The following is a 23,049-nucleotide window of genomic DNA, read 5'->3' as shown; positions in this document are numbered from 1 at the left end:
GCTCATATTAGGATTGGGGCAAATCGCCCGGCCAGCGAACCACGTTCATTTATTGGACGTGCGCCTAAGGGAAGCACAGAGAGAAGTGAAAGGTAGTCACCCCCCCAAAGCGTCAACTGAAAGGATTGGTAAGGTGCAACTGGAATTGTTGCACTCTTAGAGACCACTCATTTTATCCAGGGAGTGGCACGCCCTACCCCATCTCTCGGCCGAAAAAACACAAAAAAAGAGCCTAGATTTTCATCCAAGCCCTTGATTTTGTTGAGTTCGCGGCGGGAAACCAGGGATTCGAACCCTGGGAACGCTATTAACGTTCGCCGGTTTTCAAGACCGGTGCATTCAACCACTCTGCCAATTTCCCGTTTATTCCGATGACGCGATGAAGCGGTACAGCAAGGTGCAACTGGAGATAGCCTTAGATAAGAACCCTGGGAACGCTATTAACGTTCGCCGGTTTTCAAGACCGGTGCATTCAACCACTCTGCCAATTTCCCTTTTGCATCACAGGATTATAGTAGCCCATCCCGTGTCAGCGGGCGCCATAATACCCGAATGAAACACACTGTCAAACTCTCGGCATCGCTTGTTACAGAGCGTCTGTTATGATCTTTGCGACTGAACGTTTCAAAACTGAAGGAGTGTCGCCATGCGCGAACAGAATTACGCAGTGAATGGTAACGCGCAGGCTGAGCAGCTTGAAGTCAGCCGCGTGTTGCGCAATACGTACGGCTTGCTCGCCCTTACCCTCGCATTCAGCGGCGTAATGGCGTATGTAGCGCAGCAAATGCGCGTTGGCTACCCGAACATCTTTGTCGTGTTGATCGGTTTCTACGGTCTGTTTTTCCTGACCAACAAGCTGCGTGACTCGGCCTGGGGTCTGGTGTCGGCGTTTGCCTTGACGGGTTTCATGGGCTTTATCCTCGGCCCAATCCTTAACCGTTACCTCGGCATGGCCGGCGGCGCGGAAGTGGTCAGCTCGGCGTTTGCCATGACGGCCCTGGTCTTTGGTGGTCTGTCGGCCTACGTGCTGATCAGCCGCAAGGACATGAGCTTCCTGGGCGGTTTCATCACCGCTGGCTTCTTCGTGTTGCTGGCAGCAGTGGTCGCAGGCATGTTCTTCCAGATCAGCGGCCTGCAGTTGGCGATCAGCGCAGGGTTTGTGCTGTTCTCCTCTGTATGCATCCTGTTCCAGACCAGCGCCATCATCCACGGCGGTGAGCGCAACTACATCATGGCGACCATCAGCCTGTATGTATCGATCTACAACCTGTTCATCAGCCTGTTGCAGATCTTCGGCATCATGGGCCGTGATGACTGATTGCTAGCGCCATAAAAAATGCCCCGCATCGAAAGATGCGGGGCATTTTGTTTCTAACGGTTCAGTAACGATTAGGTTCCATTTCCAGCTCAACCTTGAAGCGTTCAGCAATGTCCTGCTGGATACGCAGCGCCAGGTCCGCAATATCGTGCCCTGTCGCCCCACCATAGTTGACCAGCACCAGTGCCTGCATCTTATGTACGCCCGCATCGCCATCACGAAAGCCCTTCCAGCCGGCCTTATCGATCAGCCAGCCGGCCGCGAGTTTCATCTGCCCGTCAGTCTGCGGGTAAGCCACCAGGTCCGGATACAGCGCCTGTAGCTCTGCGGCCAGCGCTTGGGACACCAGCGGGTTCTTGAAAAAGCTCCCGGCATTACCCAACTCGGCCGGGTCCGGCAGTTTTTCCCGGCGGATGCTGCAAATTGCGCGGCTGACGTCGCTGGGCGTCGCCTCGGTGATCCCCTGCCCGGCCAGGCGCTGCTGCACCGGGCCGTAGTCGAGCTTCAGGTGACTGGTGCGACTCAAGGCAAAACGCACGCGCAGAATCAACCAGCGCCCGGTTTCGTGTTTGAACAGGCTGTCGCGGTAAGCGAAGTTGCACTCTTGCAGGCTGAAATCGCGCAGCTCGCCCGTTTGGCGATCCAGAGCGGTCAGGCCGGCAAACACATCCTTGATCTCTACACCATAGGCACCAATGTTCTGCATCGGCGCGGCCCCGACAGTGCCGGGGATCAGGCTGAGGTTTTCCAGACCGCAGAAACCGTGCTCCAGGGTCCACAGTACAAACGGGTGCCACGCTTCGCCCGCCTCAGCTTCGACCACCACCTGCTGCCCATCATCCTGCAACACGCGAATGCCTTGGGTCGCCATGCGCAACACCAATGCTTGAATGTCCTGGGTCAGCAATAAGTTGCTGCCGCCACCGATCACCAGCAGCGGCACTGCGTGCGCAGCCGCGTAAGCCACGGCTTCGCGGACATCGGCATCACTATGGGCCTCGGCAAACAATTGGGCGCGTACGTCGATGCCAAAGCTGTTGAATGGCTTGAGCGATACCTGCGCAAGCACCTGCAAGGTCATAACCGCCCCTTCAATTCGATTACCAATAAATCACAGGCGCGCTCGATCAGGTCAAGAACCCGTTCAAAGCCTTGTTCACCTTCGTAGTAAGGGTCTGGCACCTCGTCTACTTCAGACTCAAAACGGCGCAGGAACAAGTCCAGCTCCGCTTTACCCTGCCCGGGGTGCAGCGCCTTAAGGTTGCGCAGGTTGCTGTGGTCCATAGCCAGGATCAGGTCATAACGTGCAAAGTCGGCACGCGAGACCTGTTGGGCACGCTGAGCCGACAGATCATACCCGCGCACCAACGCCGCACGCTGGCTACGCTGGTCCGGCGGGTTGCCGACATGCCATTCACCGGTGCCCGCAGACGCCACTTCGACCTGGCCTGCTAAGCCCGCTTCGCGCAGTTTATGGCGCAATACGCCCTCGGCGGTCGGCGAACGGCAGATGTTGCCCAGGCAGACAAACAGAACCTCCATCAGGCCCCCAGCAGGCGACGGACGCGCTCAAGGTCTTCGTGGGTATCGACGCCGGCCGGCGGTGCTTCCAGCGCGTCGCCCACATGGATACGCACGCCGTGCCACAAGGCACGCAGTTGCTCCAGAGACTCGGTGTTTTCCAACCAGCACGGGCCCCAGCTGACAAAGTCATGCAGGAAACCGGCGCGATAGGCATAGATGCCGATGTGACGGCGGTACGGCACGCCCTCCGGCAAGACGTCGCGACTCCTGGCAAACGCGTCGCGCGCCCAAGGCAGGGTCGAGCGGCTGAATGTCAGCGCCAGCCCATTGATGTCGCTGACCACCTTGACCACGTTCGGGTTGAACAGGGTGTCGATGTCTTCGATAGGCTCGGCCAGGGTCGCCATGCGCGCTTCGCCATGGGCAGCCAGGTTGGCGGCGACCTGATCGATCACGCTCGGCGGGATCAATGGCTCGTCGCCCTGCACGTTGACCACAATTGCATCCGCCGCCAAGCCCAGCTGCGTGGCGACTTCGGCCAGGCGGTCGGTGCCGGAATTGTGGTCTTCGCGGGTCAACACTGCTTCGGCGCCAAAACCTTTGCAGGCCTCGATGATGCGCGGGTCATCGGTGGCCACCACGACCCGTTCGGCGCTGCTTTTGCAGGCCTGCTCCCACACCAGCTGGATCATCGGCTTGTTGCCGATCAATTGCAGCGGCTTACCCGGCAAGCGGGTCGATGCATAGCGCGAAGGAATGACAACGGTAAAGGCGGTGGTCATTTATCCAGACGCTCATCGGTGGTCAAGGTACGGGCTTCGCTCTCCAGCATCACCGGGATGCCATCACGGATCGGGTACGCCAGGCCGGCGCCTTTGCTGATCAGCTCGGTTTTGTCGGCGCTGAGCTTGAGCGGGCCTTTGCAGATCGGGCAAGCGAGGATGTCGAGCAGTTTGGTGTCCATGAGCGTTTCCTGGGTAAAAGCGATTTAAGGCAAGAGTCGGGCGGGCAGCAAGCGCATCAGTTGCGTGTCAAACCAGGCGACAAACGCCGGTGACGGCAGCGCATCCACTGCAAGGTACCACCAGTCGGGACGGGCAAAGGCGCGGCACTTCACCGCGTCCTTTTCGGTCATGACCAACGGCAATGTCGGCGTAAAATTCAAGACGTCGGCGCTGTAGGGCGCGTGGTCGGCAAACGCATGCGGTATCGGCCGCCAGTGTAGCGTTTCAAGGGTAGTGAAGAAACGCTGCGGGTTGCCAATACCCGCGACCGCATGGACCTGCTGGCCCACCGGAAAATAATCGGCGGGTTGGCGCTCACCGGTTTTCAAATTGATCAGTGCCGTGGGTTGGAGACGGAAAGCGAAGCCATCCTCGCGATCGGACGCGGCACCGTTATAGAGCAGCGCATCGACGCTCTGCAGGCGCTCGACCGGCTCGCGCAAAGGTCCGGCCGGCAAGCAACGGCGGTTGCCGAGGCCACGGGCAGCATCGATCAACACCAGTTCAAGGTCACGGGCCAGGCGGTAATGCTGCAGGCCGTCGTCGGAAAGAATCAGGTCAAGCGGCTCGCTGGCCAGCAGCGCTTTCACCGCGCGACTGCGGTCTGGGTCAATCATCAGCGGGACGCCGCTGCGCTGCACGATCAGCAACGGCTCGTCACCGGCCACTTCAGGGCTGTGGCTGGCCTCGACCCGCCACGGCAACTGCGGCGGTTTGGCACCGTAACCGCGACTGACCACCCCTACCCGCAAACCACTACGCCGGCAGTGATCGATAAGCCACAGAATCAGCGGCGTTTTGCCCGTTCCGCCCACAGTGATATTACCGACCACCACCACCGGTACTGGCGATTGATAGATCGCGCCCTCACCCGCGAGAAAACGCGCACGTTTGCGCTGCACCACACGCCGATACAAAGACTCCAGCGGCCGCAGCAGCGTGAGTGCCGGGTGGCCTTCGTACCAGGCCTTGAGCAAACGATCGGACATGGCCATCAGGGTTGGGCCGCCGCCTCTACGGTGGTCATGCGCAGATGGGTGAAGCCGAGCTTGCCGGCGGCATCCATCGCGGTGATCACGGCTTGATGCTGGGTTTTGCCGTCTGCACTGATCGAAAGTGGCATGTTGGTATCGCCGCCGGATTCTTTCTGCAAGGCGTCCATCAGGCTGGTGAGGTCATTTTTCTCAAGCAATTGGTTATTCACCGAAAACACCCCGTCGGCGCTGATGGCAATATCCAGTTGCTTGGCGTCCTGGTCCTCGGCCGGCGAGCCGCTCACCGCTTCCGGCAAGTCGACACGCAGCTGGGTTTGCCGGGTGAACGTGGTGGTGACGACGAAAAACAGCAGCAGGATGAACACCACGTCAATCAGCGACGCGAGGTTGATATCAACGTTTTCCCGTTGCTTGCGGCGAAATTTCACACCCGGCCCTCGACGAAATCGACATCACGATCGCCCTGCACCACTTCCACCAGTTTGATGGCTTCCTGCTCCATGCCTACCACGAGTTCATCGATGCGGCGTTGCAGGAAACGGTGGAAAAACACCGAGGGAATACCGACCATCAGGCCCGCAGCCGTGGTAATCAGGGCCTTGGAGATACCGCCTGCCAATACCGCGGCATTAGTGGTCATGCCTGAGCCCATGAATGAGCTGAAAATATCAATCATGCCCAACACCGTACCCAACAGGCCCAGCAATGGCGCCATGGCCGCGATGGTGCCCAGCGCATTGATATAGCGCTCCATCTCATGGATGACCCGGGCGGCGGCTTCCTCAATGCACTCTTTCATGATCTCGCGACCATGTTTGGAGTTGGCAAGGCCAGCAGCCAGGATTTCACCCAAAGGGGAATTGGCGCGCAATTCCTTGAGTTTGTCTTTATCCAGTTGCTTGTTTTTGATCCAGCCCCACACCTGCCCCAGCAAATGCTCGGGCGTGATGCGGCTGGCACGCAGGGTCCACAGGCGTTCGGCGACGATGCCGAGTGCGGCGATGGAGCTCAAGATGATCGGCAACATCATCCAGCCGCCGGATTTGACCAATTCCCACACAGTGAATGTCCCCTCGAAAAAGTGCGCCACTTTACCATATAGGTTCGTCAGCGGGGCTCGTCAGCCACCGGCCCGCCCGTCGCGGGCCTGGGCTTTGGGCGACATTGATTTACGGTAACGCCTCACGCCAGAAGCGGCGTTGACTGCGCGCAACTTCCGGTGGTTCAAAGGCGCCCAATTGCACACGCACAGCGCCTTGCTCGGCGCTGTCGTACACGAGGCTGCCCAACGCTTGATAACGCGCCAGCACTTGCGGGTGCGGATGACCGAACGCGTTGCCACGCCCCCGTGAGATCAGGACCGATTTGGGCGCCAGCTGTTCCAGTAAGGGCCAGGATGAAGAACTGCGACTGCCATGATGCGGCGCCTGCAGCCAATCGGTCCGTACCGCCAGGGGGGACGCGAGGAAAGCCCATTCGGCAGCGCGATCGATATCGCCGGTCAACAGCAGGCGTTCGCCGTTGGCCTTTACACCCAACACACAGGATTTCGGGTTGCTGCTAGTGGCGCCAGGCCACTGCCACAGTTCAAACGCTACACCGTCCCACTCCCACTGCTCGCCACTGACGCAGGGTTGAGTATCGAGCAATGCCGGCAAGCCTTGGGTTTCTCCTCCGATCACCCGCTGGACTGCAAGCCCCTGGGCAACGGCTGGCGCACCGCCCGCGTGATCCGCGTGAGCATGGCTGATCACCAGCAGGTCCAGGGTGTCGACCCCGAGTTTTTTCAACGCGGGCAGCACCACGCGCGCGCCAAGATCAAACTCGCCGGAACGCGGCCCCGCATCGTAAAGCAAGGTGTGATGGCGCGTGCGCAGGATCAGCGCCTGCCCCTGGCCGACATCCAGTTGCACCACTTCCACCTGCCCAAAAGGCACGGGCTGCCAGGGTGGAAAGACCGCCAGCAACAGCATTGGCCAGCCCAGCAGCCGAAACGGCACGCCTTGGGGCAGCAGCAACAACACCGTGCCCACCAGGCTTACACACCAATACACCAGGGGCACCTCGGCCGGTATCCAGGCCGGCTGCTGGCTCGCCAGCAGCGTCAGCCCTCTGAAAAGCCCATCAAGTGCGCCGCCGGCCAACCACAGCAAGCTTTCACCCACAAACGGAATCGCCAGCAGCGCAGTCCCCAGCAGGGCCAATGGCAATACCACCAGGCTGATCCATGGCACGGCAAACAGATTGGCCACTGGCGCACTCAGGCTGACAGGCAACCCAAGCACCAGCAGGAGCGGAAACAAACCGATGGCAATCAACCACTGTGGACGCGTCCATGCGTGCCACAGACTCCATGGACCCAGGCACCCGCTGAACGCCAGTACCAGCACCGCGACGGCCGCGAACGACAACCAGAACCCCGGCTGCAAACTCGCCAACGGCTCCAGCACCAGCACGGCGTCGAGCGCCAACAACAGTGGCCACCAGATCCCCAAATGCCGGAAACGCAGACGCCACAGCAATACCAGGCCGACCATCACACAGGCCCGTTGTACCGGCACACCAAACCCAGCCAACAGGCCGTAACCCAGCGCGGCGGCAAAGGCCAGGCCACACGCCCATGGCAGCCACGGCAAGGCTCGCGGCCAACAGCCGTGGCGCGCAAGCCCGGCCACCAGGCCGTAGATCAACCCCGCCAGCAAGCCGATGTGCTGGCCGGAGATCACCAGCAGGTGCACGGTTCCGGTGTCCTGCAATACCTGCCAGTCCCCGGCAGCCAGCCCGGAGCCATCGCCCAATACCAGCGCCGCCAAACCCGCCTCGCGCCCTTGGGCGTCCACCGCCGCCAAGCGTTGGCGAACAGCATCGCGCCAGGCATTGCGGGCTGGCGCCAGGCGCTGGCCGTCCTTGACCGATCCCGTGGCGCCGATGCGCTGGGCCAGCAGCCAGGCTTCGTGGTCAAAACCGTGAAAATTGAGCAGCCCCGCGGGCCGCTTCAAGGTGATCGCCAGGCGCCAACGCTCACCGCTGTTTACTGGCGGGCCACCGTGCCAGGACACCCGAATGCGCTTGGGTAAGCGGGCTGTGCGTGACCGGCTGTCGGTCAGTTCAAACCGTACGCCAGTGCTTGTCTGCTGCGGCAGCCCGGTCACGCGGCCTTCTACCCAACGCGTCTGGCCATCCAGCGCCGGCTTCAGACGGTCATCCAACGCCCACTGCGCGCTCAGGCACGCCCAGCCCAATCCGAACAGGAAAAAGGCCACCGGGTAGGTGCGAAAAGGCAACAACATCAACGCAATCACCCAAATGGCCAGTAGCCATCCGGTAGGCGGCAGTGCGGGTAAAAGTCGCAACGAAAGCAGGCCAAGTCCGAGCGCAAACATGCCGATTTTCATGAATCATCCCTTGCAAGTGATCCACTCAGTCTTAGTCACTCGCCCAGCGCTGCCGATGATGTTTTGTCACAAAGTCTGAATTTTCTGTTTATAGAATGCGGGCATACTTGCCCCTCGAACTGACCTGGACCCCTTATGCCCCGGCGCTTATTCAAACGGTACATGCCCGATCCCACGAGTATCAGGGAACACAAGTCTTTACGATTTCTCGGCACGTTGCTGCATGACCCCAACCTCTGGCACCTGAACCGGCACTCCGTTGCGCGCGCCATGGCGGTGGGCCTGTTCGCGGCATTCATCCCGATTCCGCTGCAGATGTTGTTGGCCGCGATCCTGGCGATTGTGGTGCGCGGCAATATGCCTATCGCCGTCAGCCTGGTGTGGCTGACCAACCCGATCACCATGCCGGTGGTGTTTATCTGCACTTACCTGACCGGTGCCTGGCTGATGAACGTGCCGCCGCGCAGCCTGCCGGACAACCTCACCTGGGAATGGATCAGCGGCCAGTTGAGCACGCTGTGGCAGCCATTTCTGTTGGGATCGGTGGTTGTGGGGCTGGTGTTGGGCGCGCTGGCCTATTGCCTGACCATGGGCTATTGGCGTTGGTGGGTCGCGCACCAGTGGAAGAAGCGCAAACAACGTCGCGGGTGAAGGCTAACGCGCCAGCAGACGCAAATGCACACGCAGGCCTTGCCCGGTATTTTCCGCCCACAAACGCCCGCCCTGACGCTGCACGGCATTGCGGGCGATGCTCAGGCCCAGACCGAAACCGCCATCACCGGGCCGTGACCCTTCCAAGCGTGTGAACGGCGCGAAAATACGCTCCAGGTCACGCTCATCAATGCCGGCGCCCTGATCCTGGAGCCAGATATGCCAGTAATCAGCGTCTCGACAGCCATCAAGCTGCACCCGCCCATGCGGGGGAGAATGCCGAATCGCGTTACGCAGGATGTTTTCCAGGGCCTGAGCCAGCGCGTTCAGGTTGCCCTGTACCCAGCAGTCCGCGGGCAACCGGCAAGGTAAACGCGACGCCGGCCAGTCACTTTCAAAGCAGGCGTTTTCCCTCAGCATGTCCCACAGGGCCGGGAGTTGAATGTCTTCATTGGGCAACGGCGTGCGCTCGCTGTCCAGCCAGGCCAGCTGCAGGCTGTCTTCCACCAGGCGCTGCATGGCATCGATTTCCCGGCCCAGGCGCTCACGCAACTGCGTCAAATCCTGTTCACTGTCGCAGGCCACGCGCAAACGGCTCAACGGTGTGCGCAGCTCATGGGACATGTCCCGCAACAGTTGTTGCTGCAACACCACCGTGCCCTGCAAGCGTTCGGACATATGGTCAAAGGCCCGGCCCAGTTCGCCCAGCTCGTCCTGACGGCTGGTGGCCTCAGGCGACATGCGCGTATTCAATTGATCGGCGCGCCAGGCATTGGCCTGCTCACGCAATTGATTGAGGGGCATGATCAAAAGCCGATAAAGCCCAATACACAGCAACAGCGTAAACAGGCCGGGGATCACGCCATTGGTCACCACGCGCCAAAACAGTTGGTAGCGCCCCGGCATGAAACGTTGGGGCAGTTCAATCACCAGCGAACCCGCGCCTGGGTCGACCGGAAACGGGATTTTCATCCACGGCAGGCCTTTGACATGCCGGCTGACCGGCCACTCCAACCCGCGCAGAAAGGTCAGGCGCTGGCTTTCTTTGTCACTCAGTGGCGTGCTGCTCAGAGACTGCAAGTCGTTGCCGATCACACCGATCCACGTGGCCTCACGCCTGGCCATAAGCGCTAACCAGGCATCCACGCCTGCCCTGCCCTGGGTACTCCAGGCCAGTTCGGCGCCCGCGGCATAACCCCGCAGAATCTCGCGCGACTCCTCAGCCACGTAGGCATTCTGCTCTTCCATGTAGCGGCCCCAGGACCAACTGAGCCAAATCATCAGCAAACAGAACGCGATCAGCAGGCAGGCCAGTTTCCAGAATAACGAATGCTTGCCCGGCAACCGCTCAACGCCCTTCATCATGGCCGCTCAGTACGTAACCCTTGCCCCACACCGTGCGCACTTCACACTCGCTGTAGCCGATGGCCTTGAGCTTGCGGCGAATCTGGCTGACATGCATGTCCAGACTGCGGTCGTGGGGCGCATAACCGCGCTGCAACACATGCTGATAGAGGAAGGCCTTGCTGAGCACTTCGTCAGCATTGCGGTGCAGGGTTTCCAGCAGACGGTATTCGCTGCGGGTCAGCCCGGCCCAGTGTGCCTGATAGAAGACGTCGCACAGCTCGTCGTCAAAGCGCAGCGTGCGACTGTCGTCGCGCACCGCCAGAGGCGTGGGCAGCGGGCGCCGGTCCAGGGCCACGCGGCGCAAGATGGCTTCAATGCGCACCCGCAGCTCGATCATGCTGAATGGCTTGGGCAGATAGTCATCTGCACCGAGGCGAAAGCCACTGATACGGTCGGCTTCTGCGCCCAGCGCCGACATCAGGATCACCGGGATCGCATGGCTCTGGCGCAGGTGGGTGAGGATCGACAACCCGTCCATCCCGGGCAACAGGATATCCATCAACACCACGTCGAACGCCTGGTCGCGGGCCATTTGCAGACCTTGCTGGCCATTCTGGCACCAAGTCACCTGGAAGCCACAGCGGCCCAGATGCTCATGCACATAAGCACCCAGCACAGGGTCGTCTTCGATCGTCAGGATACTGGGTGAGCCAGCTGCGGGAGTCATTAGCGTCTGCAAGTCATTCTCAATCGCTGATTATTCAAGATTAAACTGCCCTAGGCAATCGCCGCCCGGCTCTCAATGGCCCGAAGATTGCGGTATGTCATTAATTTGCGAGATTCCAGGCCGCGCAAATGGCTACACTGCGCAAGTGGCGTGGGCCGGATGCCCGCGCAGATAATCGAAAACAATGTGGTAGCAGGAGAGTGGCGTGCTTAGAAGAATGGGGATAAAAGGCCGCGTACTGTTGCTGACCTTATTACCGACCAGCCTGATGGCCCTGTTGTTGGGGGGGTATTTCACCTGGATGCAGCTCTCGGAGTTGCAAACCCAATTGCTGCAACGTGGCGAAATGATTGCCGAGCAATTGGCGCCGCTGGTAGCCCCGGCCCTGAGTAGCAAGAACACCGACCTGCTGGAACGCATCGCTACCCAGTCGCTGGAACAACCGGACGTGCGCGCCGTGTCGTTTCTGGCGCCAGACCGCTCGCCCCTGGCGCACGCCGGCCCGACCATGCTCAACCAGCCGCCCGTCGGTAACAGTTCTCACCTGCTGCAGCGCACCGGCAATGACGCCACGCGCTACCTGCTGCCGGTATTTGGCCGCCACCGCAACCTCGCCGGCGAGCTGATCCCCGATGAAGCCGACCGTTTGCTGGGTTGGGTCGAGGTAGAGCTGTCGCACAATGGCATGCTGCTGCGTGGCTACCGCAGCCTGTTCGCCAGCTTGCTGTTGATTGCCATCGGCCTGATCTGCACCGCCGCGCTCGCGCTGCGGATCAGCCGCACGATCAACTCACCGATTGGCCAGATCAAGCTGGCCGTGGCCCAACTCAAGGACGGCAACCTGGAAACCCGCTTGCCACCCTTGGGCAGCCAGGAGCTGGATCAGCTGGCCTCGGGCATCAATCGCATGGCCGAAACCCTGCAAAATGCCCAGGAAGAGTTGCAGCACAGCATCGATCAGGCCACCGAAGACGTGCGCCAGAACCTGGAAACCATTGAAATCCAGAACATCGAGCTGGACCTGGCGCGCAAAGAGGCCCTGGAGGCCAGCCGTATCAAGTCGGAGTTCCTGGCCAATATGAGCCATGAGATCCGCACCCCGCTCAATGGCATTCTCGGTTTTACCCACCTGTTGCAAAAAAGCGAACTGTCGCCGCGCCAACTGGATTACCTGGGCACCATCGAAAAGTCCGCCGACAACCTGTTGGGCATCATCAACGAAATTCTCGACTTCTCGAAAATCGAGGCCGGCAAGCTGGTGCTCGACAGCGTGCCGTTCAATCTGCGCGATTTGCTGCAAGACACCCTGACCATCCTCGCGCCCGCCGCCCATGCCAAGCAGCTGGAACTGGTCAGCCTGGTGTACCGCGACACCCCGTTGGCGCTGGTCGGCGACCCGTTGCGGCTCAAGCAGATCCTCACCAACCTGATCAGCAATGCGATCAAGTTCACCCGCGAAGGCACTATCGTTGCCCGCGCGATGGTCGAGGACGAACAGGAGGACAGCGTACAACTGCGCATCAGCGTGCAAGACACCGGCATCGGCCTGTCCAACCAGGACGTGCGCGCACTGTTCCAGGCGTTCAGCCAGGCCGACAACTCCCTGTCGCGGCAACCGGGCGGTACCGGCTTGGGCCTGGTGATCTCGAAACGACTGATCGAGCAGATGGGCGGTGAGATCGGCGTCGACAGCACGCCGGGCGAAGGCTCTGAATTCTGGATCAGCCTCAACCTGCCGAAAACCCGCGATGACGTCGACGATCTGCCCAGCGCGCCACTGCTGGGGCGTCGCGTGGCGGTGCTGGAAAACCACGAGCTGGCGCGCCAGGCCCTGCAACACCAATTGGAAGATTGCGGCCTGGAAGTGACGCCGTTCAACACCCTGGAAAGCCTGACCAACGGCATCACCAGCGCGCATCAGACCGAACAGGCCATCGACCTTGCCGTACTCGGCGTCACGGCCAATGATATTCCGCCCGAACGCCTCAACCAGCATTTGTGGGACCTGGAACACCTGGGCTGCAAAGTGCTGGTGCTGTGCCCAACCACCGAACAGATGCTGTTCAATCAATCGGTGCCCAACCCCAACAGCCAGTTGCAGGCCAAACCGGCCTGCACGCGCAAATTGCGCCGTGCACTGGCCGACCTGATCAGCCCGCGCCCCTTGCGCAGCGAACCCGGCGAGCCGCTGTCCAGCCGCGCGCCGCGCGTGCTCTGCGTGGATGACAACCCGGCAAACCTGCTGCTGGTCCAAACCCTGCTCGAAGACATGGGCGCCAAGGTGCAGGCGGTAGAAAGCGGCTATGCCGCCATTGACGCGGTGAAACAGGAAACGTTCGACCTGGTGCTGATGGACGTACAAATGCCCGGCATGGACGGCCGCCAAAGCACCGAGGCTATCCGCCAATGGGAAAGCGAGCGCCACGGCACGCCGTTGCCGGTGGTGGCCCTCACCGCCCACGCCATGGCCAACGAAAAACGCGCGCTGCTGCAAAGCGGCATGGACGACTACCAGACCAAACCCATCAGCGAACGCCAACTGGCCCAAGTGGTGCTGAAGTGGACCGGCCTGGCCCTGCGCAACCAAGGCCCGGAACGCACCAGCGACAGTTCGGGCACAGGCGTGAAACTGCTGGTACTGGACCATGAGGAAGGCCTGCGTCTGGCGGCCAACAAGGCCGATCTGGCCGCCGACATGCTCGCCATGCTGCTGGCCTCTTTGGAAGCCGACCGCCTGGCGATCACCGTCGCCCGCGAAGCCAAAGACAACAATGCCCTGATCGAGCGCGTCCACCGGCTGCACGGCGCCACCCGCTACTGCGGCGTGCCGCAATTGCGCGCTGCCTGCCAACGCGCGGAGACTTTGCTCAAGCAGGACGACGCCAAGGCCATGGCAGCCCTGGATGAACTGGACATGGCGATTGCCCGCCTGGCCAGCGAGGCGCGCGTCAGCGCCTGAGTTTATTTTATAAGCGCGGGCGCTTGCGGCACGGGTTTGCTCCTGCCTTCAAGGGTCTGCGTTTGCAACTCGCAACTTGCAGGGAGCTTTTTGATGCGCGTCATTCTTTTCAGCAGCCAGACCTACGACCGCGACAGTTTTCTTGGCGAACCACTGCCGGCCGGCCTTGAGCTGCAATTTCAACCTGCGCGACTCAATCTCGACACCGTGGCCCTGGCCGAACACCACGAAGTGGTCTGCGCGTTTATCAATGACGACCTCAGCGCCCCGGTGCTGGAGCAGTTAGCCGCAGGCGGCACGCGCCTGATTGCCCTGCGCTCGGCCGGTTACAACCATGTCGACCTGCCCGCCGCCCAGCGCCTGGGCCTGACCATCGTGCGGGTGCCGGCCTACTCGCCCCACGCGGTGGCCGAGCATGCCGTGGCGCTGATTCTCGCCCTTAACCGCCGCCTGCATCGCGCCTACAACCGCACCCGCGATGGCGATTTCAGCTTGCACGGGCTGACCGGTTTCGACCTGGTGGGCAAGACCGTCGGCGTGGTCGGCACCGGGCAGATCGGCGCTACGTTCGCCAAGATAATGGCCGGCTTCGGCTGCCAATTGCTGGCCTATGACCCTTTCCCCAACCCGCAGGTGCAGGCCCTTGGCGCACGTTATGTGAGCCTGCCCGAGCTGCTGGCGCACGCGCAGATCATCAGCCTGCACTGCCCGCTGACCGCCGACAGCAAACACCTGATCAACGCCCGCTCCCTGGCGCAGATGCAGCGCGGCGCAATGCTGATCAACACCGGCCGTGGCGGGCTGGTGGACACGCCGGCGCTGATCGAAGCCCTCAAGGACGGCCAACTCGGCTACCTGGGGCTGGATGTGTATGAAGAAGAGGCCCAGCTGTTTTTCGAAGACCGCTCCGACCTGCCGCTGCAAGACGACGTGCTCGCACGCCTGCTGACGTTCCCCACCGTGATCATCACCGCGCACCAGGCATTTCTCACCCGCGAAGCCCTGGCTGCCATCGCCAGCACCACGTTGGGCAATATTGCCGCGTGGGCCAAAGGCCAGCCGCAGAACCTGGTCGAAGGATGATCGGCGGTCACATACCAGGCTCATGATAGGCCGGCACCCGTGATAGGATGCCGCGCCTATTTGGAGGATCCATGGCCGAACACGATTTCCGCTTCAGCTTGCTGAGCCCGCAACACACCCTGATCGAATGCCGCGCCCTGGTGCCGGGCCGTTATCAAGTCACCGGCAACGGTGGTTCGATCAAACACGGCGACGTGCTGATCGTCACCCTGCGTGGCAGTAAAACCCTGTCGATGCGCCTGACCGTCGAAGGTGATGCGCGCTACTCCATCCGCCCGGCAGGCCAATGGGTCGCCATGGCCCAGGGGCCGAAATTCGGCGAGCTGGAGATTCATACTTGGAAGGTCAACTGCGACAGCTGTGACACCGTGCTGGAATTTGAATTCGCGGTAGAAACCAAGCTGACCAAAGAGCCGCTGCAACCTGCCGCCAACGCGCGCATCAAGGCATTGGGCTGGGCCAGCGAAGGCGACAAGCACCGCTGCCCTAAATGCCAGCAGGCTGCGCAATGAAAGGCCTGCTGCTGCTCGCGGCCGTCGGCATTGGCCTGACCGGCTGCGCCGGCGATGCGGTGAAGCTCAAGCAGGATCACAGCTACGTGGTGGAATGGATTGGTGAACGGCCGCTGATGGATTACGCGCACCTGACCGTCACCCTTGGCGCCGATGGTCGCGCCTACGGCAATGGCGGTTGCAACCACTGGTTTGCGCCGTACACCGTAGAGGGTGACAAGTTGAACTTCGGCAAGATCGGCAGCACTCGCAAACTCTGCGCCGAGGCCTTGATGGAGCAGGAGCACCGCTTCTTCCAGGCCCTGCAAGGCGTCGAGCGTTGGGACATCTCGCCGATCGAGCAGACGCGTTTCTGGCCGGCTGAAGGCAAGCCTATTCGGCTGTGGCTTGAAGAAGGCTGATCGACTTCATTGCACACCGGTTTTGCTGTGGGAGCTGGCTTGCCTGGGACAGCATCGACTCGGTATCACAGGCATACCGGGTCGCCCGCATCGCAGGCAAGCCCGCTCCCACACAGTTAACCGCGTAGGGCTTTGAGCTTGGCGAGCACGCCTTGCGCCGTCTGCTCACCCATCAACTGCTCGCGCACCTTGCCCTTGTCATCAATGATGTAGGTCACCGGCAACGCCTCGCTGCGCGGGATATCGAAAATCTCTTCCGGATTCTGCGCCAGTACGGTGAACTTGATCCCCAGCTTCTCGCTGGCGGCCTTGAGCTCTTCGCCCTGCACATTGTCAAAGTTGACCCCGAAAACCCCAACGTTCTGCCCTTTGAGCTGCTCGGCCAAGGCATTGAGTTCCGGGATCTCCGTGCGGCACGGGCCACACCATTCCGCCCAGTAATTGAGCACCACCCACTGTTTGTCCAAGCGTTCTGACGCGACCTTCTTACCGTATTGGTCAACGCCGTAGTCGTTACCGCAGCCGCTGAGCAGCAGGGTTGTGATGATCGCCAATGCACCGATCAGTCGCCTTGTCATGGGGTAATCCTTCGCAAAAAAATGAACGTTGGCTGCGACCTATCGCCTCTTACGGTTTAAGGACAGGACGCTGCGCAGGTAGAATACTCGCCACCTTACGCAAGATGCGACCCGCACATGACCGATCTGACGCTTTATCACAACCCGCGCTGCTCGAAATCCCGCGGTGCGCTCGAACTGCTGGAAGCCCGCGGCCTCACACCCACCGTTGTGCGCTACCTCGAAACCCCGCTGAACGCCGCGCAATTGAAGACCCTGCTGGGCAAGCTGGGCATCAGCGCACGCCAATTGCTGCGCACCGGCGAAGACGAATACAAAGCCCTCAACCTGGCCGACGCCAGTCTCAGCGAGGCACAACTGATCGCCGCGATTGCCGAACACCCGAAGCTGATGGAACGCCCGATCCTGGAAACCGCCGATAAAGCCGTCATTGGCCGCCCGCCGGAAAACCTGCTGGAGCTGCTGCCGTGACCGCGCCGTATGTGCTGGTGTTGTATTACAGCCGCAATGGCTCGGTGAGCGAAATGGCCCGGCAGATTGCCCGCGGCATCGAGCAAGGCGGGATGGAAGCCAGATTGCGCACCGTGCCGGCGATTTCCACCGAGTGTGAAGCGGTGGCGCCGAGCATTCCCGACGAAGGCGCGCTGTATGCCAGCCTCGATGATCTGAAAAACTGCTCGGGCCTGGCCCTCGGCAGCCCGACCCGCTTTGGCAACATGGCCGCGCCGCTCAAGTATTTCCTCGACGGCACCAGCAACCTGTGGCTGACCGGTGCCCTCGTCGGCAAGCCAGCCGGCGTGTTCACCTCCACCGCCAGCCTGCACGGCGGTCAGGAAACCACACTGATGTCGATGTTGCTGCCATTGCTGCACCATGGCATGTTGATCACCGGCCTGCCCTACAGCGAACAAGCACTGCTCGACACCCAGGGCGGCGGCACGCCGTACGGCGCCAGCCATCACTCGGGGCCCGACGGCAAGCGCATGCTCGACCAACACGAAATCACCCTGTGCCGCGCCCTCGGCCTGCGCCTGGCCACCACCGCCATGCTGCTGGAGAACGGCCGTGGCCAGAAAGCCTAAGGCCCTGCCGCCCCAGGCGTGGCTGGAACCACGGGTCAACGTCGCACGCGTGCTCAGCCTGCTGGCGTTTCTTGGGCTGGTGGGGTTGCTGTGCGGGTATTACCTGTTCGTCGCCGACCTGCACGGCGCGCGCCCGTGGGTGATTCTGCTGATCGAACTGGTGCCGCTGCTGGTGCTGGCGCCGGGCATGTTGCTCGGCAGCGCACGCGGGCATTCGTGGATGTGCTTTGTGGTGAACTTGTATTTCATCAAGGGCGCGCTGGCGGCCTATGACCCGAACCGGCAGTGGTTCGGGGTGCTGGAAATGCTCGCGAGCCTGGCGTTGTTTTGCACGGCATTGCTGTATGTGCGCTGGCGGCATCAGTTGAATCGGCGGCTGGCGGCAGATTTGCAGCCGGCCTGAAGACCGCTATCGCAGGCAAGCCAGCGCCCACATTTTGAACGCGCCGCCGATCAAATGTGGGAGCTGGCTTGCCTGCGATAGGATCAACTCGGCCTCAATGATTCACTGTGTAAGCCAGCATCATCGACAACTGACACATCGGCCGCCCACTCTCGGCGTGCCATTGGTTGAACGCACCCTGCACCGTCGCCAGATCCCGCAGGCTGGTCGGCACTTTGTCGACGATCTTCTGCGCATTCAACGCCGCCACCACGTCATAGCTCGGTACAAACGTGTCCTTGCCGACCATGCGCAAAAAGCGCGGCGCCGACAGCCCACCCAATTGATGGCCGTGCTTGCTCAGGTACTTCCACAAACCAACGATGTCGGTCACCGGCCACTCGGCGATAAACGCGCCGAAACTACCCTTTTCCTGCTCGATGTCCAGAATCATCTGCGCGTTGCGCGGCACGCTCTTGAGCTTGCCCAAGTGACGAATGATGCGTGTGTCCTGCATCAAGCGCTCCAGGTGTTCGGCGCCCATCAGCACGACCTTTTCCGGGTCAAACCCAAAAAATACCTGCTCGAACGCCGGCCACTTGGCATCCACCACGCTGTGCTTGAGCCCTGCGCGAAACACGCGAAGGGCCAGGGTCGAGAGGTAGCGATCGTCGCTGATCTTGCGCAATTGCGCCGGGGTCTTGGGTACAGGCAGGTGGACTTCCAACTCGGCCGCTGAACCAAAGCGGTTCAGACAATATTCGTGCAGCCACTTGTAATCGCGCATGCCCTCTCCTGGGATTTGAATTGAAAACGGCGCTCGCAAGCGCCGTGTGTCAGAGCGTTGAATGGGCTCAGAGGTTCACAACATTGACGAAGCGCGAAGCGGCGCTCTCATCGATTTTCAGGCTGGTGAAGTCAAACAGGTTGCGGTCGGCCAGCTGCGAGGGGATCACATTCTGCAGGCTGCGGAAGATGCTTTCAGTGCGGCCCGGGGTCTTGCGCTCCCAGTCCACGAGCATTTCCTTGACCACCTGGCGCTGCAGGTTTTCCTGGGAGCCGCACAGGTTGCACGGGATGATCGGGAACTGCTTGAAGTCGGAGTAGGCCTGGATGTCTTTCTCGTTGCAATACGCCAGCGGGCGGATCACCACGTTGCGGCCGTCATCGGCGCGCAGCTTGGGCGGCATGGCCTTGAGGGAGCCGTTGAAAAACATATTGAGGAAGAACGTCTCGACGATGTCATCACGGTGATGACCGAGGGCCATCTTGGTTGCGCCGATCTCATCGGCAAAGGTGTAGAGCGTGCCACGGCGCAGGCGCGAACACAGCGAGCAGGTGGTCTTGCCTTCCGGGATCAACTCCTTGACCACCGAATAGGTGTCTTTTTCGACGATGTGGTACTCGATGCCCAGCGCTTTCAGGTAGGCAGGCAATACGTGCTCGGGGAAGCCCGGCTGTTTCTGGTCCATGTTGACAGCGACGATCTCGAACTTGATCGGCGCGACCTTTTGCAGGTGCAGCAGCACGTCGAGCATGGTGTAACTGTCTTTGCCGCCGGAGAGGCAGACCATGACCTTGTCGCCGTCCTCGATCATGTTGAAATCGGCGACCGCTTCACCGGCCAGGCGACGCAGGCGTTTTTGCAGTTTGTTTTGGTTGACCGTAAGAGTGCCCATGGCGCTTGGATCCGCTAGAGGTGTGTGACGAAAAGCCGGGCATTTTACCTTCATGACCGACCGAGTTCCATTGTGGGAGCTGGCTTGCCTGCGATGGCGGTGTCACACAACCATTAAAATTCGCTGGCCCACCGCTATTGCAGGCAAGCCGACCTTCACAGTGGACCGAGTCATTACTGACAGACCTCACCGCGATTAGCGCCACTCTTTACAGCGCAATTTGCTCTAAAGCCCTACAGTTTTTCCGGTCATCACTTCCTATACTGCGACGTAAGGTCGCACAACTATCCGGGACCTTTGAGGCCTTTGGCCCGTGGGCGCTCCGATGGGGGGCGATGGTAATAACGACAGGAGTGACTGGCATGATCCATCACGTCGTGGGGCTGTTTACCCATCCCGACCAGGAATGGCGGGAAATTCGTGGCGATAAGGAAGAAAGTATCGGCCACATGTACCTGACTCACACTCTGATTCTCGCGGCGATCCCCGCCGTTTCGGCGTTTATCGGCACTACCCGGGTGGGCTGGGTCATCGGCAGTCGCGCGCCGGTGATGCTGACCCAGGAAAGCGCTCTATGGATGACCCTGATGTCGTACGCGGCCATGCTCGGCGGCGTGGCGGTAATGGGCGCGTTCATTCATTGGATGGCCCGCACCTACGACGCCAGCCCCAGCATGGCGCGGTGCGTGGCATTTGCCACCTACACCGCGACCCCGCTGTTTATCGGTGGGCTGGCGGCGTTGTATCCGCATATGTGGCTGGGCATGGTCGTCGGCACGGCCGCCATCTGTTACACGGTGTACCTGCTGTATGTGGGGCTGCCCACGTTCATGAGCATCGACCCGGACGAGGGGTTCCTGTTTTCCAGCTCGGTGCTGGCGGTGGGTCTGGTGGTACTGGTGGCGATTATGGCGTTCACCGTGATCGTCTGGGGCTTGGGCGTAGGCCCGATCTACACCAACTGAGCGGCTGACCCCGCAGGCAAAGCCACCGCAAGGTGGCTTTATGCGTCATGCATGACCATTCGGCGCCTGACAGATTCGGAAACACCTGCTTTTGCGGCATACTGGGCGCCTCTGGAGAGATGGTCAGCATGCCCGAGCAACTCAATACCCGCGTCGAAGATTGTTTCCTGCAAGCCGAATCCTTTTTTAAACGAAGCTTCAAACGCCCCCAGGTCAGCCTCAAGCTGCGGGGCCAGAAGGCCGGTGTCGCGCATTTGCACGAGAACCTGCTGCGCTTCAACCCACAGCTGTACCGTGAAAACAGCCAACATTTCCTGAAGCAGACCGTGGCCCATGAGGTTGCGCACCTGATCGCCCATCAATTGTTTGGCGAACGCATCCAGCCCCATGGCGAGGAATGGCAATTGATCATGCGCGGGGTATACGAACTGCCGCCGGATCGCTGCCACACCTATGCAATCAAGCGTCGGCAAGTCACGCGTTACATCTATCGCTGCCCGTGTGCCGACAGTGATTTCCCGTTTTCAGCCCAGCGCCATGGGTTGGTGAACCAGGGGCGACGGTATTTGTGCAGGCGGTGCCGGCATACCTTGGTGTACACCGGGGAAACCCGGGTGGAGTGAGGGCCTCTTCGGGAGCAAGCCCCCTCCCACATTTTTGAGCGTGCTGCCGATCAAATGTGGGAGCTGGCTTGCCTGCGATAGCGGCCGAGCAGTTAACCAATCACTTTGGCCCGCCGCAATTCTGCTATTCGTTGCGCACTGAGCCCCAGCTCTTCCAACACTTCATCCGTATGCGCCCCCACCGCCGCCCCAATATGCCGAGGCTCTGGCAACCCCTCTGAAAATTTCAACGGGCAGGCGATTTGCGCCTGAGTCGAACCATCGCCGCGTGGCACTTGGCTGATCAGCGTCCGCGCCTTCAACTGCGGGTGCTCCACCGCTTCACTTAAACTCAATACAGGCTCAACACACGCATCCACCCCGGCAAACAGCTCGCACAACTGCTCAAAGCTGCGCTTTTCAAACTCGACCTGCAGCGCCAGCTTCAGGGCTTTTTGCTGTTCCGGCCTGGGCGACAGGCCCTGCGCCGCCAACTCCGGCCGCCCCAGCGCCGCGCTCAGTTGCTGCATAAACGCAGGCTCCAGGCTGCCGACCGACATCCAGCGCCCGTCGCGCGTGCGGTAGTAATCATAAAAGCTGCCGCCGTTGAGTACCTGAGTCTCCCACTCCGGCTCGACCCCACAGGCCAGGTAACCCGCGCCGGCCATGGCGTTCAGGCTGAACGAACAGTCCGTCATGCTCACATCCAGGTGCTGGCCAGCGCCGCTGTGCTGACGCGCTATCACCGCCGCCAGCAACCCGACCACCGCGTGCAGCGAACCACCGGCCACATCCGCCAATTGCACGCCCAGCGGCAGTGGCCCGCTGTCCTGGCGCCCGGTGTGGCTGGCAATGCCGGCCAGCGCCAGGTAATTGATATCGTGCCCGGCGCGGTCCTTATAGGGGCCAGTCTGGCCATAGCCGGTGATCGATACGTAGATCAGCCTGGGGTTGATCGCCTTGAGCGCCGCATAACCCAGTCCCAAACGCTCCATTACGCCGGGGCGAAATTGCTCGAGGACGATGTCGTAGTCCTTGACCAGCTCACGCACGATCTCCAACGCCTCAACCTGCTTGAGGTCCAGCGCCAGACTGCGCTTATTGCGATTGAGGTAGGCGTGGCTGGCCGATGTGCCTTGATCATGCGGCGGCAGGACGCGCAACAGATCCACGCGCGTAGGCGATTCGATCCGCAGCACCTCGGCGCCCATGTCCGCGAGCATCAAGGATGCGAACGGGCCAGGTAGCAAGGTGGAAAAATCCAGCACTTTGAGGGACGCCAAGGGACCTGACATGGAGACTCCATTTCGGTTTCGAATGCCCACAGCGTAGGCAGGCTTGATCCTACCGGCAATCGTCAGAACGATCAGCGAGGGTGACCGTTTTGATCACGGCGGGCTTTTTCGACGCGGCGGCTTTATCATTGGCCCACGTTTGCTTGCAGAGTGTTCCATGAAGTTCGCAATTGCGCTGTTTTCCGCCGCCCACGCGCCCTCCTCGCGCCGCGCCTTGCTGTTTGCCCAAGCGGCGATTGCCGGTGGGCATGAAATAGTGCGGCTGTTTTTTTATCAGGACGGCGTGTACAGCGCCTCCAGCAACATCGTCGCGCCCCAGGATGAGCAAGATATTGCCCGGCAATGGCGCGAATTTGTCAGCGCGCACCAGCTGGACGGCGTGGTGTGCATTGCCGCCGCCTTGCGCCGTGGCGTGCTCAATAGCGAAGAAGCCACGCGCTATCAACGCAGCGCGGTGAACCTGGATGCGCCGTGGGCCTTGTCGGGCCTTGGGCAATTGCACGATGCCGCGCAGGCCGCCGACCGCCTGATCTGTTTTGGAGGGCCGTGA

Annotated in this window: 26 protein-coding genes and 1 tRNA gene; 12 read left to right on the top strand and 15 right to left on the bottom strand. The window is 61.0% G+C overall.

From position 1 onward, the window contains the following. Positions 1-273 precede the first annotated feature (273 nt). A tRNA-Ser gene (locus ACP7B3_RS24550) sits at positions 274-361 on the bottom strand. A gap of 285 nt (positions 362-646) precedes the next feature. Between ACP7B3_RS24550 and ACP7B3_RS24545 the strand changes: the two genes are divergently transcribed. After that, a complete protein-coding gene (locus ACP7B3_RS24545; protein WP_060755618.1) occupies positions 647-1,318 on the top strand; it encodes a Bax inhibitor-1/YccA family protein in 672 nt (223 codons plus the stop codon). A gap of 61 nt (positions 1,319-1,379) precedes the next feature. Here the strand turns inward: ACP7B3_RS24545 and murB are convergent, their stop codons facing one another. The 8 genes from murB to ACP7B3_RS24505 form a co-directional block, all read right to left on the bottom strand. Beyond that, a complete protein-coding gene (murB, locus tag ACP7B3_RS24540; protein WP_426181446.1) occupies positions 1,380-2,399 on the bottom strand; it encodes a UDP-N-acetylmuramate dehydrogenase in 1,020 nt (339 codons plus the stop codon). Continuing rightward, complete coding sequence (locus tag ACP7B3_RS24535; protein WP_106579828.1) at positions 2,396-2,860, bottom strand: low molecular weight protein-tyrosine-phosphatase; 465 nt, start codon at positions 2,858-2,860, stop codon at positions 2,396-2,398. Before ACP7B3_RS24535 ends, murB begins: the two co-directional genes overlap by 4 nt. After that, a complete protein-coding gene (kdsB, locus tag ACP7B3_RS24530; RefSeq protein WP_145164751.1) occupies positions 2,860-3,624 on the bottom strand; it encodes a 3-deoxy-manno-octulosonate cytidylyltransferase in 765 nt (254 codons plus the stop codon). The genes ACP7B3_RS24535 and kdsB overlap by 1 nt, the downstream gene beginning before the upstream one ends. Next, positions 3,621-3,806 carry a Trm112 family protein gene (locus ACP7B3_RS24525; RefSeq protein WP_003174668.1) on the bottom strand — a complete coding sequence of 62 codons (186 nt, stop codon included), beginning with the start codon at positions 3,804-3,806 and terminating at the stop codon, positions 3,621-3,623. The genes kdsB and ACP7B3_RS24525 overlap by 4 nt, the downstream gene beginning before the upstream one ends. Positions 3,807-3,830: 24 nt before the next feature. Continuing rightward, positions 3,831-4,841 carry a tetraacyldisaccharide 4'-kinase gene (gene lpxK / locus ACP7B3_RS24520; RefSeq protein WP_262207330.1) on the bottom strand — a complete coding sequence of 337 codons (1,011 nt, stop codon included), beginning with the start codon at positions 4,839-4,841 and terminating at the stop codon, positions 3,831-3,833. Then, entirely contained in the window at positions 4,841-5,269 is a 429-nt protein-coding gene (locus ACP7B3_RS24515; RefSeq protein ID WP_106579831.1) for an ExbD/TolR family protein, read from the bottom strand. Before ACP7B3_RS24515 ends, lpxK begins: the two co-directional genes overlap by 1 nt. Further along, entirely contained in the window at positions 5,266-5,901 is a 636-nt protein-coding gene (locus tag ACP7B3_RS24510; RefSeq protein ID WP_106579832.1) for a MotA/TolQ/ExbB proton channel family protein, read from the bottom strand. The genes ACP7B3_RS24515 and ACP7B3_RS24510 overlap by 4 nt, the downstream gene beginning before the upstream one ends. A gap of 109 nt (positions 5,902-6,010) precedes the next feature. Further along, positions 6,011-8,236, bottom strand: coding sequence for a DNA internalization-related competence protein ComEC/Rec2 (locus ACP7B3_RS24505; protein ID WP_426181439.1), 2,226 nt, complete (start codon positions 8,234-8,236; stop codon positions 6,011-6,013). Positions 8,237-8,371: 135 nt separating this feature from the next. Here ACP7B3_RS24505 and ACP7B3_RS24500 point away from each other — a divergent pair, with 135 nt between their 5' ends. Continuing rightward, positions 8,372-8,887: a DUF2062 domain-containing protein gene (locus tag ACP7B3_RS24500; protein WP_404483238.1), complete on the top strand. Its 516-nt coding sequence runs from the start codon at positions 8,372-8,374 to the stop codon at positions 8,885-8,887. Between the two features lie 3 nt (positions 8,888-8,890). On the opposite strand, the gene ACP7B3_RS24495 is transcribed toward ACP7B3_RS24500, so the two are convergent. After that, entirely contained in the window at positions 8,891-10,249 is a 1,359-nt protein-coding gene (locus ACP7B3_RS24495) for a histidine kinase sensor domain-containing protein (RefSeq protein ID WP_426181543.1), read from the bottom strand. Continuing rightward, positions 10,236-10,961, bottom strand: coding sequence for a response regulator transcription factor (locus tag ACP7B3_RS24490; protein WP_262207334.1), 726 nt, complete (start codon positions 10,959-10,961; stop codon positions 10,236-10,238). Before ACP7B3_RS24490 ends, ACP7B3_RS24495 begins: the two co-directional genes overlap by 14 nt. A gap of 205 nt (positions 10,962-11,166) precedes the next feature. Here ACP7B3_RS24490 and ACP7B3_RS24485 point away from each other — a divergent pair, with 205 nt between their 5' ends. From ACP7B3_RS24485 to ACP7B3_RS24470, 4 genes are all read left to right on the top strand, one after another. Further along, positions 11,167-13,920 carry a response regulator gene (locus ACP7B3_RS24485; RefSeq protein ID WP_426181434.1) on the top strand — a complete coding sequence of 918 codons (2,754 nt, stop codon included), beginning with the start codon at positions 11,167-11,169 and terminating at the stop codon, positions 13,918-13,920. 93 nt (positions 13,921-14,013) lie between these two features. Further along, positions 14,014-15,003 (top strand): 2-hydroxyacid dehydrogenase, encoded by a 990-nt coding sequence (locus ACP7B3_RS24480; protein WP_416363183.1) that lies wholly within the window; start codon positions 14,014-14,016, stop codon positions 15,001-15,003. A gap of 71 nt (positions 15,004-15,074) precedes the next feature. After that, positions 15,075-15,515 (top strand): hypothetical protein, encoded by a 441-nt coding sequence (locus ACP7B3_RS24475; protein WP_106579838.1) that lies wholly within the window; start codon positions 15,075-15,077, stop codon positions 15,513-15,515. Further along, a complete protein-coding gene (locus ACP7B3_RS24470; RefSeq protein ID WP_416363182.1) occupies positions 15,512-15,916 on the top strand; it encodes an META domain-containing protein in 405 nt (134 codons plus the stop codon). Before ACP7B3_RS24475 ends, ACP7B3_RS24470 begins: the two co-directional genes overlap by 4 nt. 116 nt (positions 15,917-16,032) lie before the next feature. Here the strand turns inward: ACP7B3_RS24470 and ACP7B3_RS24465 are convergent, their stop codons facing one another. Further along, positions 16,033-16,494, bottom strand: a complete 462-nt coding sequence (locus ACP7B3_RS24465; protein WP_145164736.1) for a TlpA disulfide reductase family protein — start codon at positions 16,492-16,494, stop codon at positions 16,033-16,035. A 117-nt stretch (positions 16,495-16,611) separates the two neighbouring features. On the opposite strand from ACP7B3_RS24465, the gene arsC reads away from it, so the two are divergent. Genes arsC through ACP7B3_RS24450 form a run of 3 tightly spaced genes read left to right on the top strand, consistent with a single transcriptional unit; the run spans position 16,612 to position 17,979 of the window. After that, positions 16,612-16,965, top strand: coding sequence for an arsenate reductase (glutaredoxin) (arsC, locus tag ACP7B3_RS24460; RefSeq protein WP_145164734.1), 354 nt, complete (start codon positions 16,612-16,614; stop codon positions 16,963-16,965). Then, entirely contained in the window at positions 16,962-17,576 is a 615-nt protein-coding gene (wrbA, locus tag ACP7B3_RS24455; RefSeq protein WP_106579842.1) for an NAD(P)H:quinone oxidoreductase, read from the top strand. The genes arsC and wrbA overlap by 4 nt, the downstream gene beginning before the upstream one ends. Then, positions 17,560-17,979, top strand: a complete 420-nt coding sequence (locus ACP7B3_RS24450; RefSeq protein ID WP_145164732.1) for a DUF2069 domain-containing protein — start codon at positions 17,560-17,562, stop codon at positions 17,977-17,979. Before wrbA ends, ACP7B3_RS24450 begins: the two co-directional genes overlap by 17 nt. 94 nt (positions 17,980-18,073) lie before the next feature. Here the strand turns inward: ACP7B3_RS24450 and ACP7B3_RS24445 are convergent, their stop codons facing one another. Both ACP7B3_RS24445 and ttcA read right to left on the bottom strand, forming a co-directional pair. Beyond that, positions 18,074-18,745 (bottom strand): DNA-3-methyladenine glycosylase I, encoded by a 672-nt coding sequence (locus tag ACP7B3_RS24445; RefSeq protein ID WP_426181427.1) that lies wholly within the window; start codon positions 18,743-18,745, stop codon positions 18,074-18,076. A gap of 67 nt (positions 18,746-18,812) precedes the next feature. Continuing rightward, complete coding sequence (ttcA, locus tag ACP7B3_RS24440) at positions 18,813-19,637, bottom strand: tRNA 2-thiocytidine(32) synthetase TtcA (RefSeq protein ID WP_106579845.1); 825 nt, start codon at positions 19,635-19,637, stop codon at positions 18,813-18,815. Positions 19,638-19,999: 362 nt separating this feature from the next. Here ttcA and ACP7B3_RS24435 point away from each other — a divergent pair, with 362 nt between their 5' ends. Both ACP7B3_RS24435 and ACP7B3_RS24430 read left to right on the top strand, forming a co-directional pair. Further along, on the top strand, positions 20,000-20,602 hold the full coding sequence (locus ACP7B3_RS24435) for a Yip1 family protein (RefSeq protein WP_106579846.1): 603 nt from the start codon (positions 20,000-20,002) through the stop codon (positions 20,600-20,602). A 128-nt stretch (positions 20,603-20,730) separates the two neighbouring features. After that, positions 20,731-21,225: a SprT family zinc-dependent metalloprotease gene (locus tag ACP7B3_RS24430; protein ID WP_064454959.1), complete on the top strand. Its 495-nt coding sequence runs from the start codon at positions 20,731-20,733 to the stop codon at positions 21,223-21,225. 92 nt (positions 21,226-21,317) lie between these two features. Here the strand turns inward: ACP7B3_RS24430 and ACP7B3_RS24425 are convergent, their stop codons facing one another. Then, positions 21,318-22,499 (bottom strand): CaiB/BaiF CoA transferase family protein, encoded by a 1,182-nt coding sequence (locus tag ACP7B3_RS24425; RefSeq protein WP_426181422.1) that lies wholly within the window; start codon positions 22,497-22,499, stop codon positions 21,318-21,320. Positions 22,500-22,656: 157 nt separating this feature from the next. Between ACP7B3_RS24425 and tusD the strand changes: the two genes are divergently transcribed. Further along, complete coding sequence (gene tusD, locus ACP7B3_RS24420; protein WP_145164727.1) at positions 22,657-23,049, top strand: sulfurtransferase complex subunit TusD; 393 nt, start codon at positions 22,657-22,659, stop codon at positions 23,047-23,049.

The sequence above is a fragment of the Pseudomonas sp. TWRC1-2 genome (genome assembly GCF_049896685.1).
GTDB lineage: Bacteria > Pseudomonadota > Gammaproteobacteria > Pseudomonadales > Pseudomonadaceae > Aquipseudomonas.
This window is presented reverse-complemented; position numbering and strand designations above follow the sequence as displayed.

Bases quoted from the DNA above. Each gene is read 5' to 3' on its own strand.
- ACP7B3_RS24490 (WP_262207334.1), bottom strand. From the start codon at position 10,961: ATGACTCCCGCAGCTGGCTCACCCAGTATCCTGACGATCGAAGACGAC.
- murB (WP_426181446.1), bottom strand. From the start codon at position 2,399: ATGACCTTGCAGGTGCTTGCGCAGGTATCGCTCAAGCCATTCAACAGC.
- lpxK (WP_262207330.1), bottom strand. From the start codon at position 4,841: ATGGCCATGTCCGATCGTTTGCTCAAGGCCTGGTACGAAGGCCACCCG.
- ACP7B3_RS24465 (WP_145164736.1), bottom strand. From the start codon at position 16,494: ATGACAAGGCGACTGATCGGTGCATTGGCGATCATCACAACCCTGCTG.
- arsC (WP_145164734.1), top strand. From the start codon at position 16,612: ATGACCGATCTGACGCTTTATCACAACCCGCGCTGCTCGAAATCCCGC.
- ACP7B3_RS24545 (WP_060755618.1), top strand. From the start codon at position 647: ATGCGCGAACAGAATTACGCAGTGAATGGTAACGCGCAGGCTGAGCAG.
- ACP7B3_RS24470 (WP_416363182.1), top strand. From the start codon at position 15,512: ATGAAAGGCCTGCTGCTGCTCGCGGCCGTCGGCATTGGCCTGACCGGC.
- kdsB (WP_145164751.1), bottom strand. From the start codon at position 3,624: ATGACCACCGCCTTTACCGTTGTCATTCCTTCGCGCTATGCATCGACC.
- ACP7B3_RS24445 (WP_426181427.1), bottom strand. From the start codon at position 18,745: ATGCGCGATTACAAGTGGCTGCACGAATATTGTCTGAACCGCTTTGGT.
- ACP7B3_RS24435 (WP_106579846.1), top strand. From the start codon at position 20,000: ATGATCCATCACGTCGTGGGGCTGTTTACCCATCCCGACCAGGAATGG.
- ACP7B3_RS24500 (WP_404483238.1), top strand. From the start codon at position 8,372: ATGCCCCGGCGCTTATTCAAACGGTACATGCCCGATCCCACGAGTATC.
- ACP7B3_RS24525 (WP_003174668.1), bottom strand. From the start codon at position 3,806: ATGGACACCAAACTGCTCGACATCCTCGCTTGCCCGATCTGCAAAGGC.
- ACP7B3_RS24425 (WP_426181422.1), bottom strand. From the start codon at position 22,499: ATGTCAGGTCCCTTGGCGTCCCTCAAAGTGCTGGATTTTTCCACCTTG.
- ACP7B3_RS24480 (WP_416363183.1), top strand. From the start codon at position 14,014: ATGCGCGTCATTCTTTTCAGCAGCCAGACCTACGACCGCGACAGTTTT.
- ACP7B3_RS24535 (WP_106579828.1), bottom strand. From the start codon at position 2,860: ATGGAGGTTCTGTTTGTCTGCCTGGGCAACATCTGCCGTTCGCCGACC.
- ACP7B3_RS24430 (WP_064454959.1), top strand. From the start codon at position 20,731: ATGCCCGAGCAACTCAATACCCGCGTCGAAGATTGTTTCCTGCAAGCC.
- tusD (WP_145164727.1), top strand. From the start codon at position 22,657: ATGAAGTTCGCAATTGCGCTGTTTTCCGCCGCCCACGCGCCCTCCTCG.
- ACP7B3_RS24495 (WP_426181543.1), bottom strand. From the start codon at position 10,249: ATGAAGGGCGTTGAGCGGTTGCCGGGCAAGCATTCGTTATTCTGGAAA.
- ACP7B3_RS24505 (WP_426181439.1), bottom strand. From the start codon at position 8,236: ATGAAAATCGGCATGTTTGCGCTCGGACTTGGCCTGCTTTCGTTGCGA.
- ACP7B3_RS24475 (WP_106579838.1), top strand. From the start codon at position 15,075: ATGGCCGAACACGATTTCCGCTTCAGCTTGCTGAGCCCGCAACACACC.
- ttcA (WP_106579845.1), bottom strand. From the start codon at position 19,637: ATGGGCACTCTTACGGTCAACCAAAACAAACTGCAAAAACGCCTGCGT.